Below are 16,147 nucleotides of genomic sequence, written 5' to 3' on the forward strand. Positions count from 1 at the left end.
ACTCGTTTATTTTACCACGCACTCTTGAGTTTGTCAAGCACTTTTTTCTGATCTCATTCAGAAGTCCGTCCAGGTTCTGCCTCGGTCTCTTCCAAATTCTTCAGTTTTCAGTGCCCTCTCGCAAGGCGCTCAGATAGAATACCACCCATTTCCCCATTTGTCAACACCTTTTTTCAGTTTTTTCACTTCTTATTCCTCAGTTGCGGCAGACGGCAAAATATGCTACTCTTAACTATATCAAGAACCCATAGAAGGAAGTGCCGCTATGCCAATTAAAATACCGGATTCGCTGCCGGCTACCGCCATTCTGGAGAGCGAAAACATCTTTGTCATGACTGAGTATCGGGCCATGCACCAGGATATCCGTCCGCTGAATGTGCTGATTCTCAATCTCATGCCCACCAAAATCGTTACGGAGACCCAGATCCTGCGCAAGCTGTCCAATACGCCGGTGCAGATCGAAGTGGAACTGCTCCGCACGGCCAGCTACCAATCCCAGCACACCGACGAGGATCACCTGGCCTCCTTTTATACAACCTTTGATCAGATCAAGGAAAAGAACTTTGACGGTATGATCATCACCGGCGCGCCGGTGGAGAATCTGGAGTTCGACCAGGTGGAATACTGGCCGGAGCTGTGTGAGATCATGGCCTGGAGTCGTACCCACATCCACTCCACCCTGCATATCTGTTGGGGCGCCCAGGCCGGCCTGTATTTCCATCATGGAATTGAGAAGCGCTCCCTGCCCCAAAAGCTGTTCGGCGTCTATGAGCACCGGGTACTGAAGCCCAATTCGCCGCTTTTCCGAGGTTTTGACGATGTATTCTACGCGCCCCACTCCCGGTATACCGAGGTATGGGAGGAGGACGTCCGCAAAGCGCCCGGCCTGGAACTGGTGGCCGTATCCGCCGACGCCGGAGTGTATGCGGTCAAGACCGAGGACAGCCGGCAGTTCTTTGTCATGGGCCACCCGGAGTATGATCCGGACACCCTGGCCAAGGAATACTGGCGGGATGTGGACAAAGGGCTGGACATTGCGGTACCCGCCAACTACTTTCCCGGCGACGACCCCACCAAGGTACCGGTGGTCCGGTGGCGCAGCGCCGGGCAGCTGCTCTACACCAACTGGCTGAATTATTATGTCTATCAGACCACACCCTATGATCTGAAGGATCTGTAAACATACAAAACCTGCGCCGTCCGCAAAAGCGGACGGCGCAGGTTTTCTCATGCCATTTTCTCTTTGATGTGGCTCAGCCGGTCCAGGGCCTCCAGCAAAGTTTCGTCTTTCTTGGCGAAGTGGAGCCGGACGATATTCTGCACATCCTCCTTGAAGAAGGAGGTGCCGGGTACGGCGGAGACCCCCACCTTCCGGGTCATCTCCTCGCAGAACTCCACGTCGGTCTGGCCCTTCTTCAGGTAGGGGCCAATATCCGCCAGGACGAAGTAGGTGCCCTGGGGATCGGTGAAGGGAATGCCGATATTGCGCAGCCCGTCGGTAAAGAGCTGCTTCATGTGGGCATAATGCGCCCCAAACTCCTCATAGTAGCTGTCCGGCATCTCCAGGCCGGCTACGGCGGCCTCCATCAGCGGAGAGGGGGCGCCCACGGTGTTGAAGTCGTGGTACTGCTTGATCTTGTCCATGATGGGCTGGGGGGCAATGGCATAGCCGATGCGCCAGCCGGTGATGGAGTAGGTCTTGGACAGCGAGGAGCAGGAGATGGTCCGCTCCCACATGCCGGGCATGTTGCACATGTACAGGTGCTTATGGGGGGCGTAGACGATGTGCTCGTACACCTCGTCCATAATGGCGTACACGTCGTATTTGACACACAGCTCCGCGATCAGCTTCAGCTCCTCCTCGGTAAACACCTTGCCGCTGGGGTTGGAGGGGTTGCAGATGAGAATGGCCTTGGGGTGCTGCTTGAAGGCGTCCTCCAGCACGTTGGGGTCAAAGTGGAACTGGGGCGGCACCAAAGGCACGTAGATGGGCTCGCAGTCGGCGAAGAGGATCTGGGCATGGTAGTTCTCAAAATAGGGGGAGAACAGCACCACCTTGTCCCCGGGGTTGGTGAGGGCAAAGATGGAGTCCACCATGGCCTCGGTGGAGCCGATGGTCACCACCATCTCAGTGTCCGGGTCAATGTCCCGGCCCATAAAGCGCTTGCACTTTTTGGACAGGGCCCGGCGGAAGTTGGGGGCGCCCATGGTAATGGGGTACTGGTGGGGCCCCTCGTAGCTCACCTGGGCCAGCCGGTCCAGCAGCGCCTTGGGGGGATCAAAGTCGGGAAAGCCCTGGGCCAGGTTGATGGCGTTGTTGGCGATGGCGATACGGGTCATCCGGCGGATGACCGAGTCGGTAAAATATTGGGTCTTGCCGCTCATGGGCTGCATATCAGTCTTCCCCTTTCCGTTCTTCCTGGATGCCCAGCTCTTCCCGGCGCGCGGGGGGCATCCCGTTCTCTTCCAGCAGAGCGGCCAGCCGTTTGAAGTCGGCCACCCGGAAAATCATACAGGCCCGGTCCTGCACCTGGCCGAATACAGAGTAGACATACTCCACATCCATATTCTCCCTGGCCAGCAGAGTGAGGATCTTCCCCAGCGCGCCCGGCTCGTCAGGCACCGTCACCGCCAGCACAGCGGTCATGGAGAGGATAAAGCCGTGCTCCAGCAGCAGGGACGCCGCCTTCTGGGGCTTGTCCACGATCATGCGCAGCACGCCGTAGTCGCTGGTCTCCGCGATGTGGAGGGCCCGCATGTTGATCTGGCTGTCGGCCAGAATGGTGGTAATCTCCGCCAGCTGTCCCGCCCGGTTCTCCAGAAAGACGGAAATCTGTTGGATGGTCATATCACTCTTTCCTCCCTTATATCTTCCGCTTGTCGATGACCCGGACCGCCTTGCCCTCACTGCGCTGGATGGACTTGGGCGCCACCAGGCGCACCTTGGCGTAGATGCCCAGCATGGCCTTCAGGGCGGCCACCACCTGTTTCTCCTTCTCGGCCACCTGGCTGAGCTGGTCGGAGAACATCTCCGGGGTCATCTCCACCAGCACCTCCATGGTGTCGGTGTTGTTCACCCGGTCCACGATGATCTGATAGTTGGGGGCGAAGCTCTGGCCCAGCAGCACCGTCTCGATCTGGGACGGGAACACATTGACGCCCTTGATGATGAGCATGTCGTCGCTGCGGCCCATGGGCTTGCTCATCTTCACATGGGTGCGGCCGCAGGGGCAGTCCTCATGGCGTAGCACGCAGATGTCCCGGGTGCGGTAGCGCAGCAGAGGGAATGCCTCCTTGGTGATGGAGGTGAACACCAGCTCCCCCTTGCTCCCCTCGGGGAGCACCTCCCCGGTGTTGGGGTCGATGATCTCGGCGATGAAGTGGTCCTCGTTGATGTGCATGCCGCTCTGGGCGGAGCACTCGAAGGACACGCCGGGCCCGGACAGTTCGGTGAGGCCGTAGATGTCGTAGGCCTTGATGCCCAGCGTCTCCTCAATATTCTGCCGCATTTCCTGGCTCCAGGCCTCGGCGCCGAAGATGCCCGCTTTCAGGGGGATCTGGTCGGGGGTGAGGCCCATCTCCTTCATGCTCTCGGCCAGATAGGCGGCATAGGAGGGGGTGCAGCACAGAATGGTGGCGTTCAGGTCCCGGATAAACATGATCTGCCGCTCGGTGTTGCCGGAGGAGGTGGGGATGGTGAGGCAGCCCACCTTGTGGGAGCCGCCGTTGAGGCCGGGGCCCCCGGTAAACAGGCCGTAGCCGTAGCTCACCTGGCACACGTCCTCGTCGGTGCCGCCGGCGGCCATGATGGCCCGGGCGCAGCAGTCCTCCCACAGGTCGATGTCGTGCTGGGTATAGAAGGCCACCACCCGCTTGCCGGTGGTGCCCGAGGTGGACTGGATGCGCACGCAGTCCTTCAGGGGCCGGGCCAGCAGGCCGTAGGGATAGGCCTGCCGCAGGTCGTCCTTGGTGACGAAGGGCAGCTTGTGCAGATCGTCCACGCCCCTGATGTCCTCCGGGGTCAGGCCCTTCTCCTCCATCTTCCTGCGGTAATAGGGCACGTTGTCCCACACATTATGTACCTGCTTCACCAGCCGCTCGTCCTGCCAGGCGCGGATCTGCTCCCGGCTGGCGCACTCAATCTCTTTCTGATAATACCGTTCCATGTTGTCGCTCCTCGTACCCTCAGGAATTTCTGCCCAGATGGAATGCCTTCCGGTTCAGCTCCAAAAACTTCTCCGGCACGCTGTTGGTGATGGCGTTCTGCCACACCTCCTCCGGCAGGTCGAAGTATCGGGACAGCCGCCCCATCAGCACCAGGTTCACCGCCCGGCTGCTCCCCGCCTCCTCGGCCAGGGCCAGGGCGTCCATAGCGTCCACCTGCGCGCCGACGGCGGTCATCTTGTCCACCAGGTTCTGAGGATACTCCGCCGCGCCGGTAATCACCGGCATGGGGTTGGTCTGCTGGGTGTTGGTGATGAGCCGTCCGTCGGGGCGGAGAAACTCCAGCCACCGGGCGGCCTCCAGCAGCTCGAAGGATACGATGAAGTCGGCTTCCCCCTTGTCAATCACGGGGGAATACACCTTGTCGCCGTAGCGGACATAGGTAACCACGCTGCCGCCCCGCTGGCTCATGCCGTGGACCTCGGACACCTTCACGTCATAGCCCTGGTCCAGCAGCAGACGGCCCAGCAGCTTGCTGGCCAGCAGGGTGCCCTGGCCGCCCACGCCCACAATCATGATGTTTTTCGTCTGCATCCCTCACACCTCCTCCGGCGCCTGGAGGGCGTCGAATTTGCACAGCTGCTGGCACACGCCGCAGCCCACGCACAGGGTGGCGTCCACCCCGGCCTTGCCGTCCCGCACCGAGATGGCGGGGCAGCCGATCTTCATGCAGGCCTTGCAGCCCACGCACTTGGCGGTATCCACCGTCAGGGAGGCCTTGTGCTTGACGTACTTCAACAGGGCGCAGGGCCGGCGGGAAATCACCACCGACGCCTCGGGGGCGGCCAGCTCTTCCCTGATCACACGCTCACACTGGCTCAGATCGTAAGGGTCCACCACCCGCACCCGGCGGATGCCCACCGCCCTGCACAGGCTCTCCAGGTCGATCTTGGTGCAGGGATCCCCTTTCAGATTATAGCCGGTGGTGGGGTTCTGCTGGTGGCCGGTCATGCCGGTGATGGAGTTGTCCAGGATGATGACGGTGGCGTTGGACTCGTTGTAGGCGATGTTGATAAGTCCGGTGACCCCCGAGTGCATGAAGGTGGAGTCGCCGATCACCGCCACGGTCTTCCCGTCCATCTCCCCTCCGCTGGCCTTCAAAAAGCCGTGGAGTCCCGACACCGAGGCCCCCATGCAGATGGTGGAGTCAATGGCCGCCAACGGGGCCACCGCCCCCAGGGTATAGCAGCCGATGTCACCCAGCACGGTGAGCTTCAGTTTATTTAAGGTATAGAACAGGCCCCGGTGGGGGCAGCCGGCGCACATCACCGGCGGCCGGGCGGGAATATTCTCCTCCAGGGCCTTGCCGGCGTCGGGGGTCGCGCCCAGCTTTTCGGCCACCAGGTTCTGGCTCAGCTCCCCGATGGGGGAGAAGTAGTCCTTCCCCGCCAGGGCCAGACCCAGGGCGCGGCAGTGGTCCTCAATGAAGCCATCCAGCTCCTCCACCACCGTCAGCAGATCCACCGAGGCGGCGAACTCCTTGATTTTCCGGTCGGGCATAGGCCATATCATGCCCAGCTTGAGCACCGGGTACTTGTCGCCGCACACCTCTTTTACGTACTGGTAGCTGGTGGAGGAGGTGATGATGCCGATTTTGTGGTCGGCGCCCTCCTCCACCCGGTTCAGGGGGGAGGTCTCGGCGTATTCCGCCAGCTCCGCCAGACGCTGCTCCACCACCGGGTGGCGCAGCTTGGCGTAGCCGGGCATCATGATGTACTTGGCGGGCTTCTTCTCATAGGGCACCGGGGCGGGCTCCACCCGCTCGCCGGTCTCCACCACGCTCTGGGAGTGGGACACCCGGGTACACATCTTCAGCAGCACCGGGGTGTCAAACCGCTCGGACAGCTCATAGGCCAGCTTGGTAAAGGCCAGGGCCTCGGCGGAGTCGGCGGGCTCCAGCATGGGCAGCTTGGCGGCCCGGGCATAGTGGCGGGAGTCCTGCTCGTTCTGAGAGGAGTGCATGCCCGCGTCGTCGGCCACGCCGATGAGCATGCCGGCGTTCACCCCGGTGTAGGCAATGGTGAACAGGGGGTCGGCGGCCACGTTGAGGCCCACGTGCTTCATGCCGCAGAAGGACCGTTTCCCCGCCAGGCTGGCGCCAAAGGCGGTCTCCATGGCCACCTTCTCGTTGGGGGCCCACTCGGCGTAGATCTCCCGATATTTGGCCGCGGCCTCGGTGATCTCGGTGCTGGGGGTGCCGGGATAGCTGGAAACGACGGAGCAGCCCGCCTCATAGAGGCCCCGGGCCACGGCTTCGTTGCCGAGCATCAGGGTTTTCATGGTGCATCTCTCCTTTATCAGAGGCCCGGAAGATAAAAAAACGTCCTCTGCGCACATGCAGAGGACGAAAAATTCCGGCGAAACGGCCTCTACCTGGTTCCGTACTCGCAAAACTTTGAACGGTTTTACTTTATCACTTTCTTACAATAAAGTCAATGTGTTTCATCCAGTTCTTCACATTTACTGCGTAATCTGGGCCTCCACCAACCTGCCCCGGCAGTACCGCTCCCGCAGCACCGGCTTCTCGATTTTGCCGGTGGGGTTGCGGGGCACCTGGTCGAAAATGATCCGGCGGGGCCGCTTGTACCGGGGCAGCTCCTGGCAGAAGGCCCGCACCTCCTCCTCCGTGCAGGAGACCCCCTCCTTGAGTTCCACAATGGCGGCGGCGATCTCGCCCAGCCGGTGGTCGGGCAGGCCGATCACCGCCACGTCCTTCACCTTGTCAAACTTGCGCAAAAAGTCCTCGATCTGCACCGGGTACAGGTTCTCGCCGCCGGAGATAATCACGTCCTTCTTCCGGTCCACCAGATAGATGAAGCCCTCCGGGTCCACCTCCGCCATATCGCCGGTGTACAGCCACTCTCCCTTGAGCACCTGCTCGGTGGCCTCCGGGTTTTTGTAGTAACACTGCATCACGCCGGGGCCGCTGACCGCCAGCTCTCCCACCTGGCCCTGGGGCACCTCGTTGCCCTGCTCGTCCACCACCTTGGCCTGCCACAGGTAGCCCGGCTTGCCGATGGCCCCCACCTTGCGGATGTTTTCCACACCCAGGTGGACGCAGCCCGGTCCGATGGACTCGGACAGGCCGTAATTGGTGTCGTACAGGTGGTGGGGGAAGATTTTTTTCCACCGCCGGATCAGGCTGGGGGGCACCGGCTGGGCGCCAATGTGCATCAGCCGCCACTGGTCCAGCAGGTAGTCGTCCAGCTCCAGAGTTCCGCTGTCGATGGCGTCCAGAATGTCCTGGGCCCAGGGCACCAGCAGCCAGACGATGGTACACTTCTCCTCCGTCACCGCCCGCAGGATCCACTGGGGGGACACCCCCCGCAGCAGCACCGCCTTGCCGCCAGTGACCAGGGAGCCGAACCAGTGCATCTTGGCCCCGGTGTGGTACAGGGGCGGGATGCACAAAAACACGTCCTCATGGGTCTGTCCGTGGTGGCGCTGCTCGGTGAGGCAGGCGGACAGCAGGGCCTTGTGATTATGCAGGATGGCCTTGGGGAAGCCGGTGGTGCCGGAGGAAAAATAGATGGCCGCCAGATCGCTGAGCTCCAGATGGACCGGCGGATTCTCAAAGGAGCAGTACATCACCAGCTCCCGGTAGCTCTCGGCAAAGCCGGGCACCTTGTTGCCCACATAGAACCACAGGCGCACCCGGTCCAGCTGGGAGAGGATGGGCTCCAGCCGGTCGATGAACTCCGGGCCGAACACCAGCGCCTCCACATCCGCCAGATCCAGGCAGTAGGCAATCTCGTCGGAGGAGTAGCGGAAGTTCAGCGGCACCGCCAGGCAGCCCGCCTTGAGGATGCCAAAGTAGATGGGCAGCCACTCCAGGCAGTTCATCAGCAGGATCCCCACCTTGGTCCCCCGCTTCACCCCCCGGCTCAGCAGGAGGTTGGCAAAGCGGTTGGCCTTTTTGTCAAACTGCCCCCAGCTCATCTCCCGGCGGTAGGGCTCGTCGGGGCGGCTGCGCTCAATGAGGCTGAACTCCCGCCAGGTGACGGCCCGGTCCCGCTCCTCCGAGGGGTTAATCTCCACCAGCGCCGTCTCGTCCCGGTACAGCCGGGCGTTGCGCTCCAGAAACTCCGTAATTACCATATCCCTCTCCCCTTTCCCTCCGGCTCACCGCCGGGGGCAGGCGCGACTGTTTTGCGCCGTCTATTTTATCGCTTTAAAGGGCCACAGTCAAGAGTCTCCCAGGATGGCCTTATTCTGGAATTTTTGGGCACCGCTCTTGCCAAATCCCTTTGTTTCGCCATAATTTTGGCTGTCCGCCGTTGAATTTCTATCCAGGTTAACCGTTGACTTTCGGTTGAAATCGAAATACTATTTACAATACGTTTTTACCCTGTCCACAAAAAGAGTGTTTGTTGTGAGCTATCATTACCTGTTTGAGCTGGCTTTGATTTTGCTGAGCACCAAGGTACTGGGCATCATCACCAAGCGGTTTGCCCTGCCCCAGGTGGTGGGCGCGCTGCTGGCCGGCCTGATCATGGGCCCCGCCATGCTGAACATTCTGCAGGAGACCGACCTGATGGACCAGCTGGCCGAGCTGGGGGTCATCGTGCTGATGTTCAACGCCGGGCTGGAGACCGACCTGGGGGAGCTGAAAAAGGCCGGAAAATCCGCCTTTATCATTGCCCTTATCGGCGTGCTGGTGCCTCTGGCCGGCGGCTTTGTCCTGGCCGGCTTCTTCAACCAGGGGCCGGACACTATGCTGCAGAACTGCTTTATCGGCGTGATCCTCACCGCCACCTCGGTGAGCATCACGGTGGAAACCCTGAAGGAGATCGGCAAGCTGTCCACCCGCTCGGGCAACGCCATTCTGGGGGCCGCCATCATCGACGACGTGCTGGGCATCGTGGCCCTCACCATCATCACCAGCCTGTCGGGCACCGGAACCAGCCTGGTGCTGGTGCTGGTGAAGATCGCCGCCTTCTTCGCCGTCAGCGTGGTGGCCTGGATGCTGCTCCACCGGGCGGCAGAGTGGTGGTTCAAGCGCTATAACCGGGACAAGCGCCGCTTTGTGGTCATCTCCTTCGCCTTCTGCCTGCTGTACGCCTACGTGGCGGAGGCCTTCTTCGGCGTGGCCGATATCACCGGAGCCTACATCGCCGGACTGATCTTCGCCAAGACCCCCCGTGCAACCTACCTGCAGGACCGGTTCGACACCCTCTCCTACACCCTGCTCTCCCCGGTCTTTTTCGCCAGCCTGGGCCTGAAGGTGGTCTTGCCCCAGATGAGCATGGCCATCATTCTCTTCTCCGTTCTGCTCATTGTGTGGGCGGTGGCCTCCAAGGTCATCGGCTGCGGACTGGGCGCCAGACTGTGCGGCTACTCCGGACAGGACTCCCTGCGCATCGGCGTGGGGATGATCTCCCGTGGCGAGGTGGCCCTGATCGTGGCCAACAACGGCATCGCCGTGGGCCTGATGAAGGAGGAATTTTTCGGGCCGGTGGTGCTGATGGTCATTGCCACCACCATTCTCACCCCCATCCTGCTGAAGCTGGTCTACCGCGGCAAGGAGAAGGACTACAGCGACCTGCAGGAGAGCGAGCTGGTCAACCGCTACGAGGACGCCGAGGCCTTCGGCATGGCCTCCCAGGCCCTGCTGGAGGACCACGAGCGGCTGCTCCACAGCAGCCAGGAAGCTCACAAGTCCTGAATACATAAAAACCGGCACCCCATTTGTCCGCGCAATGGGGTGCCTTTTCAAAAGGAGGGGGTCACTATGTACTCTCTGGAGGCATTTGGCTGCGTGCTTTTTATTGCTCTGGGCGCTGGCATCCTGACGGACCAGACAGTATCAGGCCGGCAGGCGGATGAACCAGCCGTTAAAAGGAGCAAGCTCCTGCTGTGTGCGGCTTTCTCCCTGTGCTTTCTCTGGCCGGTTCTCCATATAAGCATGTATCTGATCGCTCCGGGCCATGCGTTCCTGCTTGGGACATGGGGAACGGGACCGGTTTTTCAGTGCCTGTTCAACGATCTGGCCTTCATCAGCGGCACGTTGCTGGCCGTATTGCATTATCGCCTGGGCAGCGAGCACAAGCCGAGCGACCGTGTTTTTCTCGGCCTCACCGTTTTTGGGCTGGCGGTATTGCTGCTCCTCTCCAATCTGTTCTGTCTGTTTTGGGACAACGGAGACTGCAACCACAGCTTTACATCCCCGGACGGCGCGCACACCATTGTGGTACACGAGCGCAGCGTTCTTCTGGCCGGTTCGGTAAGCGTGTATGAGCGGGTCCATCCGCTGGTGGTGCGCCTGCGGGCCAGCGAAATCACGGACGACGGCTACAAGCCCATTGAAGCGGGCGATTACGCCGTGACCTGGCATACCGACAGCGTGACCGTCTCCTTCGGCGACGGAGCGGGCGAGCAAAAAAGCTGCACCCTGTCCTTTGTCCCGGAGGCATAGCCCGCCGCCAGGTCTGTCCCCTGGATCTGTCACGTATGACCGGCCGGCGGAGTGCATAAGCTAGCCCCGGGTGATGCAGCGTGAAAACAAAGCCATGGAAAGTTTATGCTCTGAGTATTCTGGCGGTTGAGGCGGTGGGCGGCCTCTCCGGCTGGCTGACCCAGCAGGGGGCGGACCTCTACGCCAAAACCACCGCAAAGCCGCCCCTCTCCCCGCCCAGCGTGGTGTTCCCCGTGGTGTGGAGCGCCCTGTTCGCCCTGATGGGGGTGGGGGCGGCCCGGGTATGGCTGACGCCCCCTTCCCCCGCCCGGACCCGGGCTCTGACCGTGTTCGGCGTGCAGCTGGCCTTCAACTTCTGCTGGAGCCTCATCTTCTTCAACGCCCAGGCCTACGGCTTCGCACTGGTGTGGCTGGCCGCCCTGTGGGGGCTGATACTGGCCATGCTCCTGCTCTTCCGGGCCTGCGACAAGCCGGCCGCCTGGCTGCAGCTGCCCTATCTGCTGTGGGTCAGCTTCGCGGCCTATCTCAACTTCGGCGTATGGGCCCTCAACTGAGGGCCCGCCGCCAAAGAAAATATTTTCATTTTTCATTGACAAGACCGGGGAAGTGTTGTATAATTTCTTTTGTATTTGGCCGGAGCCCGGACTTGGAGAGATGTCCGAGTGGTTGAAGGAACCGGTCTTGAAAACCGGCGATGTGCAAGCATCCGTGGGTTCGAATCCCACTCTCTCCGCCATTTTTATATTGCGCTTTGATTCGGCAGCGTATTCTGTATGCAGAAGTACCCAAGTGGCCGAAGGGGCTCCCCTGCTAAGGGAGTAGGCGGGTTAAACCGTGCGAGGGTTCAAATCCCTCCTTCTGCGCCAAGACCGTGAGATCTGTTGTTCAGCTCTCACGGTCTTTTTTTACATTTGCAAAATTCCCAGTTGATATTGTTTCCGGTAATTGAAAAATGTTCCGTCCCGTGGTACTCTTTAGGTACAGGAAATAAATGCATGTCCGCATAGAAAAGATGAGGTGCCTGTCTATGGACAACATATGGGAGTTCTTTGAAGATCTGGACGAAATGGTGTACGTGTCAGATGTGCAGACCTATGAGCTTGTGTTCATGAACCGGCATCTGCGCAATGCGCTTGGCTATACGTCCCACAGCGACTATGTGGGACAGCCCTGCTATGCGGTTTTACAGGGGCGGGGTTCACCCTGCGATTTCTGCACCAACCAGAACCTGGAGGTGGGAAAATTCCTCTCCTGGACCCACAAAAACCCGGTTCTGGGCAAGCGCTTTCTGGTGAAGGACGGCTCCTTTTTCCACAATGGCCGGCAGTACCGGATGGAGATCGCCATCGACGTGGACGCCGACGTGGTGTGCAGAACACCCTATTATTACGCCCGCAGCGAGACCATTTTGAACGAGTGCCTGCAGCAGATCTTCTCCAGCGCCACGCCGGAGGGCCCCATTCACAATATGCTGTCCTATCTGGGCACCACCTTCTCCTGCGACCGGGCCTATATTTTTGAACAGCAGGACGAGTTTGTGGTGAAAAACACCTATGAGTGGTGTGCGGAAAATGTCTCTCCCCAAAAGGCGGTGCTGCAGAGCGTGCCCCTGTCCGCCATCGACTGGTGGATGCCTCCCTTTGAAAGGAACGAGGTCATCGTCATCGACCAGCTGGAGGAGATCCGTGCCAAACATCCGGAGGCCTACGCTATCCTGAAGCCCCAGGACATCACCTCCCTGGCCGCCGGTCCCATCAAGGTGGACGGCCAGGTGATTGGTTTTCTGGGGGTGGACAACCCCAACGAGCAGATGATGAGCCTGGTGACCCCCCTGCTCAACGTGATCGGGTATTTTACCACCTCCCTGCTGAAGCGTCGGGATCTGCTGCGCCGCCTTCACGAGCTGAGCTATTACGACCAGATGACCGGGGCCCTCAACCGCAACGCTCTGGTTGAGCGCTACGGAACCCTGAACGCGCAGTCCATCGGCGTGCTCAACTGCGACATCACCGGCCTGAAGCGGATCAACGACGCCCAGGGCCATGAGGCGGGCGACCGGCTGATCTGCCGCTGTTATAATCTGATCCGGGACACGCTGCGCGACTGTATGATCTTCCGCAGCGGCGGCGATGAGTTTACCGTGGTATACTCCAACTGCCCGGAGGATGTCTTTCACGACCATGTCTCCGCGCTGCAAAACCAGCTGCGGAATCACCAGCTCAGCCTCTCCGTCGGGTACGTCTGGTCGGACCAGCAGCCGCTGATGCTGGAAAAGCTGGTCAGTCAGGCCGGTCAGGCCATGTACCAGAACAAGCGGGCCTATTATGACAAAAACCACGCCCTGCCCGGCGCGAAGCACAGAGATCAGCTCTCTGACCTGCCGACCCCCGCCTTCCGGTCCGACGGCCCCTTCCAGGATTTCTTGAACATCGCCTACTGCGATACGGAGGCCCTGTTCCAGTCCATCGCCCAGGACAATGCCTCCAGCTATTTCTATTTCGGCGACATGCAGCGGGATATCTTTTACATCTCAGACAATATGCGGGACGACTTTGGATTCCAGGACAATGTGGTCCCCGGGCTGCTGAAGCTGTGGGCCAAGCGCATCAGCACGCCGGAATTCCAGGACCTGTTCTGGCAGGATATCTCCGGGATGCTGCGGGAAAAGCGCACCCTCCACGATTTGAGCTACCGGGTGCGGGACATCCATGGCAACAACCAGTGGATCCGCTGCTACGGTATGCTGAAGTGGGATCAGGAGAAAACCACACCCCTGTTCTTCTCCGGCCGGGTCACCCATCAGGACGTCAGCTTCGTCATCGACCCCATCAGCAACCTGCCCCGGGAACACACCGCCTACCGCCATCTGGCCGATCAGAACACCAACGGGGAAAAATCCCTGGTCATCGGCTTCAGCCTCAATGGTATCACCGAGGTCAACAGCACCAAGGGCCGGTCCTACGGCGACCGCCTGCTGAAAAAAGTGGTGGACAGCCTGATGGAAAATCTGTCCTGGAAAATGTACTTCTACCGTCTGGAGGGCATGCGGTGCATGGCCATCGTCCACCCCATCGTCTTTCAGAGCGAAACGAAAGAGAGCCTTGTGGAACAGCTGCGGAGTATCATCAGGGACTGCTATGAATCCATGGGCATCTCCATCCAGAACACCTGCTCCTTCGGTCTGATGGAATACCCCTGCCATGACTTCACGCCGGAGGACCTGGTGGACAACCTGATCTCCCTCATCCGGGTGGCCAGGCAGGAGGTCAAGGATCAGTATGTGGAATACTCCGCCCAGAGCATCCAGCAGATCAAGCAGATGTCCAATATGGCCCTGGCCCTCTGTCAGGACGTAACCCATGGCATGCAGCATTTCCGCATCGTCATCCAGCCCGTGGTGGCCGCCGGGGACGGAACGGCCATCGGCGGCGAGGTGCTGCTGCGCTGGACCTTTGAGGGCCGGGACGTCTCCCCCGGAATCTTCATCCCCATTTTGGAGAAGGAGAACATGATCCATCTGGCGGGCCGGTGGGTCTTTGAGCAGGCGGCCTGTACCTGCGCCCGGCTCCACGCCTATGATCCGGCCTTCTATCTCACCTTTAACGTCAGCCTGCTCCAGCTCTCTGACAGCGGATTTTTGCCCTTCATGCGGGATGTCCTGGAAAAATACCAGCTGGCCGGCTCCAGCCTGGTGGCCGAGCTGACCGAGAGCTGCCTGGATGAGCAGCCCAAAAAGCTGGAGGAGTTTGTGGCAGAATGCCAGAAAATGGGGCTGTATATTGCCCTGGATGACTTTGGCAGCGGCTATTCCTCTTTGCGGATGCTGCTGCAATATCCCTCCAGCATCATCAAGCTGGACAAGTCCCTGGTTCAGGAGGTAACCGAATCCGACGAAAAAATGAATTTCATCCGGAGTATCGTCTATGCCTGCCACCAGTTCGGCAAGGCGGTATGTATGGAGGGCGTGGAGGACGCCGACCAGAACTCCATCATCCTGGACACCGGCTGCGATATGATCCAGGGCTACTATTACTATCGCCCCATGGAGGTCCATGACGTGTATCAGTTGGTCAGCGAAAGCCATCAGAACATAGAATAGCATAAGGAGGGGGTCGCCGGTGGAAAGGCGGGATATGATGTGTGAAAACTGCGAGATCTATTCCGTGCTGGACGAGTTCTTTCATCACTACTTCGTAGAGCGAGACGCCGAGAAAACCCTTTCCCTGCTTTCCGACCATCTTTACAGCATTGGTACAGGAGAAGGAGAGGTCGCGCTTGAAAAGGCGGCTTTCCGCGAGCTGCTTTACGATGAGATCGCCCTGCTCCCCGGACCGCTGCACTATACCATCACCAATTACAACGAGAAACGCCGGATGGAGAACTGCTGGGACTGCTTCTGCAATCTGGAAATGCAGGTCAAGGCCCCCAACGGGGTGGAGGCTTTGTATTTCCTGCGTGTTACCGCCGGCCTTCACAAGGAGAACGATACCATCACCATTGACACCCTCCATGCCTCCGAGTCCAGCAGCTACCAGGAAGAGGGCGAATATCTGCCCATGAGGTTTATCTCGGAGGGGCCCAAAGTGATCAACTGGGAGACCCAGCACGAACTGATGGAGATCATCAGCCAGATCATGCCCGGCGGCATCATTGGCGGATATGTGGAGAAAGATTTCCCCCTCTACGTGGCCAACGACCGCCTGCTGCAAATGGTGGGCTATGAGCGCTATCAGGCCTTCGAGGCAGACATTCACGGCTATATCATCAACTGCATCCACCCGGAGGACCGGGAACTCATCAGCAGGGCGCTCCAGCACCTTCCCGCCCCGGGGGATCAGTATGAGATTGAGTACCGGATGCGCAAGCAGGACGGCACCTATCTCTGGGTGCATGACATCGGCCGCCGGACGGTCTCCAGCGACGGCCGGGACGCCATCATCAGCGTACTCATTGACATCTCCCAGCAGGTCAACACCCAGACCCATCTGCTGCAGGAGGCCTCCAACGATCCCCTCACCGGCGTATACAACCGCAAGGGCGGCAAGGAGCGCATCACCCATGCCGTACAAACCACCTCCGACTACGTGTTTTTCATGGTGGACCTGGACAATTTCAAGCAGGTCAACGACATCTACGGACACGAGCAGGGAGACCGGGTGCTGTGCTATATCGCCGAGTAGATGATGGAGTCCTTCCGAAAGTCCGACACCGTCTGCCGCCTGGGCGGCGACGAGTTCGCGGTTTTTGTGACGGACTGTCAGGATGTGGCCGCCATTGAGCGCAAGGTCACGGCCCTGATCCAGGCCTATGGCGAGATGACCTGGAGCCAATGCCCCGCGGCCCAGTCCACCCTGTCGGTGGGCGGCGTATACGGCCACACCCCCCGCACCTTCGCGGAGCTGTACCAGCTGGCCGATCAGGTGCTCTACGAGATCAAAAAGAGCCAGAAGGGGCAGCTGAAGCTGCGGGAGATCTGATACAACACAAAAACCGGGGGACGTCCCTGAG

11 protein-coding genes, 2 tRNA genes and 1 pseudogene are annotated in these 16,147 nt (G+C 60.1%); 8 read left to right on the forward strand and 6 right to left on the reverse strand.

Annotation, left to right across the window (positions count from 1 at the left end):
• Positions 1-265 precede the first annotated feature (265 nt).
• Positions 266-1,180, forward strand: coding sequence for a homoserine O-succinyltransferase (gene metA / locus B5F88_RS09090; protein ID WP_087344686.1), 915 nt, complete (start codon positions 266-268; stop codon positions 1,178-1,180).
• Between the two features lie 47 nt (positions 1,181-1,227).
• Here metA and B5F88_RS09095 read toward each other — a convergent pair whose 3' ends face one another.
• The 6 genes from B5F88_RS09095 to B5F88_RS09120 all read right to left on the reverse strand — a co-directional run bounded on the left by B5F88_RS09095 (position 1,228) and on the right by B5F88_RS09120 (position 8,322).
• Complete coding sequence (locus tag B5F88_RS09095) at positions 1,228-2,394, reverse strand: aminotransferase class I/II-fold pyridoxal phosphate-dependent enzyme (RefSeq protein WP_087344690.1); 1,167 nt, start codon at positions 2,392-2,394, stop codon at positions 1,228-1,230.
• A 1-nt stretch (position 2,395) separates the two neighbouring features.
• Positions 2,396-2,848: an ACT domain-containing protein gene (locus B5F88_RS09100; RefSeq protein WP_087344693.1), complete on the reverse strand. Its 453-nt coding sequence runs from the start codon at positions 2,846-2,848 to the stop codon at positions 2,396-2,398.
• A gap of 16 nt (positions 2,849-2,864) precedes the next feature.
• Positions 2,865-4,166, reverse strand: coding sequence for a phenylacetate--CoA ligase (locus B5F88_RS09105; protein WP_087344696.1), 1,302 nt, complete (start codon positions 4,164-4,166; stop codon positions 2,865-2,867).
• A gap of 19 nt (positions 4,167-4,185) precedes the next feature.
• On the reverse strand, positions 4,186-4,758 hold the full coding sequence (locus tag B5F88_RS09110; protein ID WP_087344699.1) for an indolepyruvate oxidoreductase subunit beta: 573 nt from the start codon (positions 4,756-4,758) through the stop codon (positions 4,186-4,188).
• Between the two features lie 3 nt (positions 4,759-4,761).
• Positions 4,762-6,504: an indolepyruvate ferredoxin oxidoreductase subunit alpha gene (gene iorA / locus B5F88_RS09115; protein WP_087344702.1), complete on the reverse strand. Its 1,743-nt coding sequence runs from the start codon at positions 6,502-6,504 to the stop codon at positions 4,762-4,764.
• Positions 6,505-6,684: 180 nt separating this feature from the next.
• The gene (locus B5F88_RS09120) at positions 6,685-8,322 is read right to left on the reverse strand and encodes a class I adenylate-forming enzyme family protein (protein ID WP_087344706.1); all 1,638 of its coding nucleotides are present in this window, start codon (positions 8,320-8,322) and stop codon (positions 6,685-6,687) included.
• 274 nt (positions 8,323-8,596) lie between these two features.
• On the opposite strand from B5F88_RS09120, the gene B5F88_RS09125 reads away from it, so the two are divergent.
• The 7 genes and pseudogenes from B5F88_RS09125 to B5F88_RS09155 all read left to right on the forward strand — a co-directional run bounded on the left by B5F88_RS09125 (position 8,597) and on the right by B5F88_RS09155 (position 16,116).
• Positions 8,597-9,889, forward strand: a complete 1,293-nt coding sequence (locus B5F88_RS09125; protein WP_087344709.1) for a cation:proton antiporter — start codon at positions 8,597-8,599, stop codon at positions 9,887-9,889.
• A 66-nt stretch (positions 9,890-9,955) separates the two neighbouring features.
• Entirely contained in the window at positions 9,956-10,639 is a 684-nt protein-coding gene (locus tag B5F88_RS09130; RefSeq protein WP_087344712.1) for a hypothetical protein, read from the forward strand.
• 80 nt (positions 10,640-10,719) lie between these two features.
• On the forward strand, positions 10,720-11,193 hold the full coding sequence (locus B5F88_RS09135; RefSeq protein ID WP_087344717.1) for a TspO/MBR family protein: 474 nt from the start codon (positions 10,720-10,722) through the stop codon (positions 11,191-11,193).
• 94 nt (positions 11,194-11,287) lie between these two features.
• Positions 11,288-11,375: transfer RNA gene (locus B5F88_RS09140), tRNA-Ser, on the forward strand.
• Positions 11,376-11,414: 39 nt separating this feature from the next.
• Positions 11,415-11,505: transfer RNA gene (locus tag B5F88_RS09145), tRNA-Ser, on the forward strand.
• A gap of 161 nt (positions 11,506-11,666) precedes the next feature.
• Positions 11,667-14,738, forward strand: coding sequence for an EAL domain-containing protein (locus tag B5F88_RS09150; protein WP_162612152.1), 3,072 nt, complete (start codon positions 11,667-11,669; stop codon positions 14,736-14,738).
• A gap of 37 nt (positions 14,739-14,775) precedes the next feature.
• A pseudogene (locus B5F88_RS09155) lies at positions 14,776-16,116 on the forward strand (diguanylate cyclase).
• Positions 16,117-16,147: the final 31 nt, after the last annotated feature.

It is taken from the genome of Flavonifractor sp. An306 (assembly GCF_002159455.1).
Taxonomy (GTDB): domain Bacteria; phylum Bacillota; class Clostridia; order Oscillospirales; family Oscillospiraceae; genus Flavonifractor.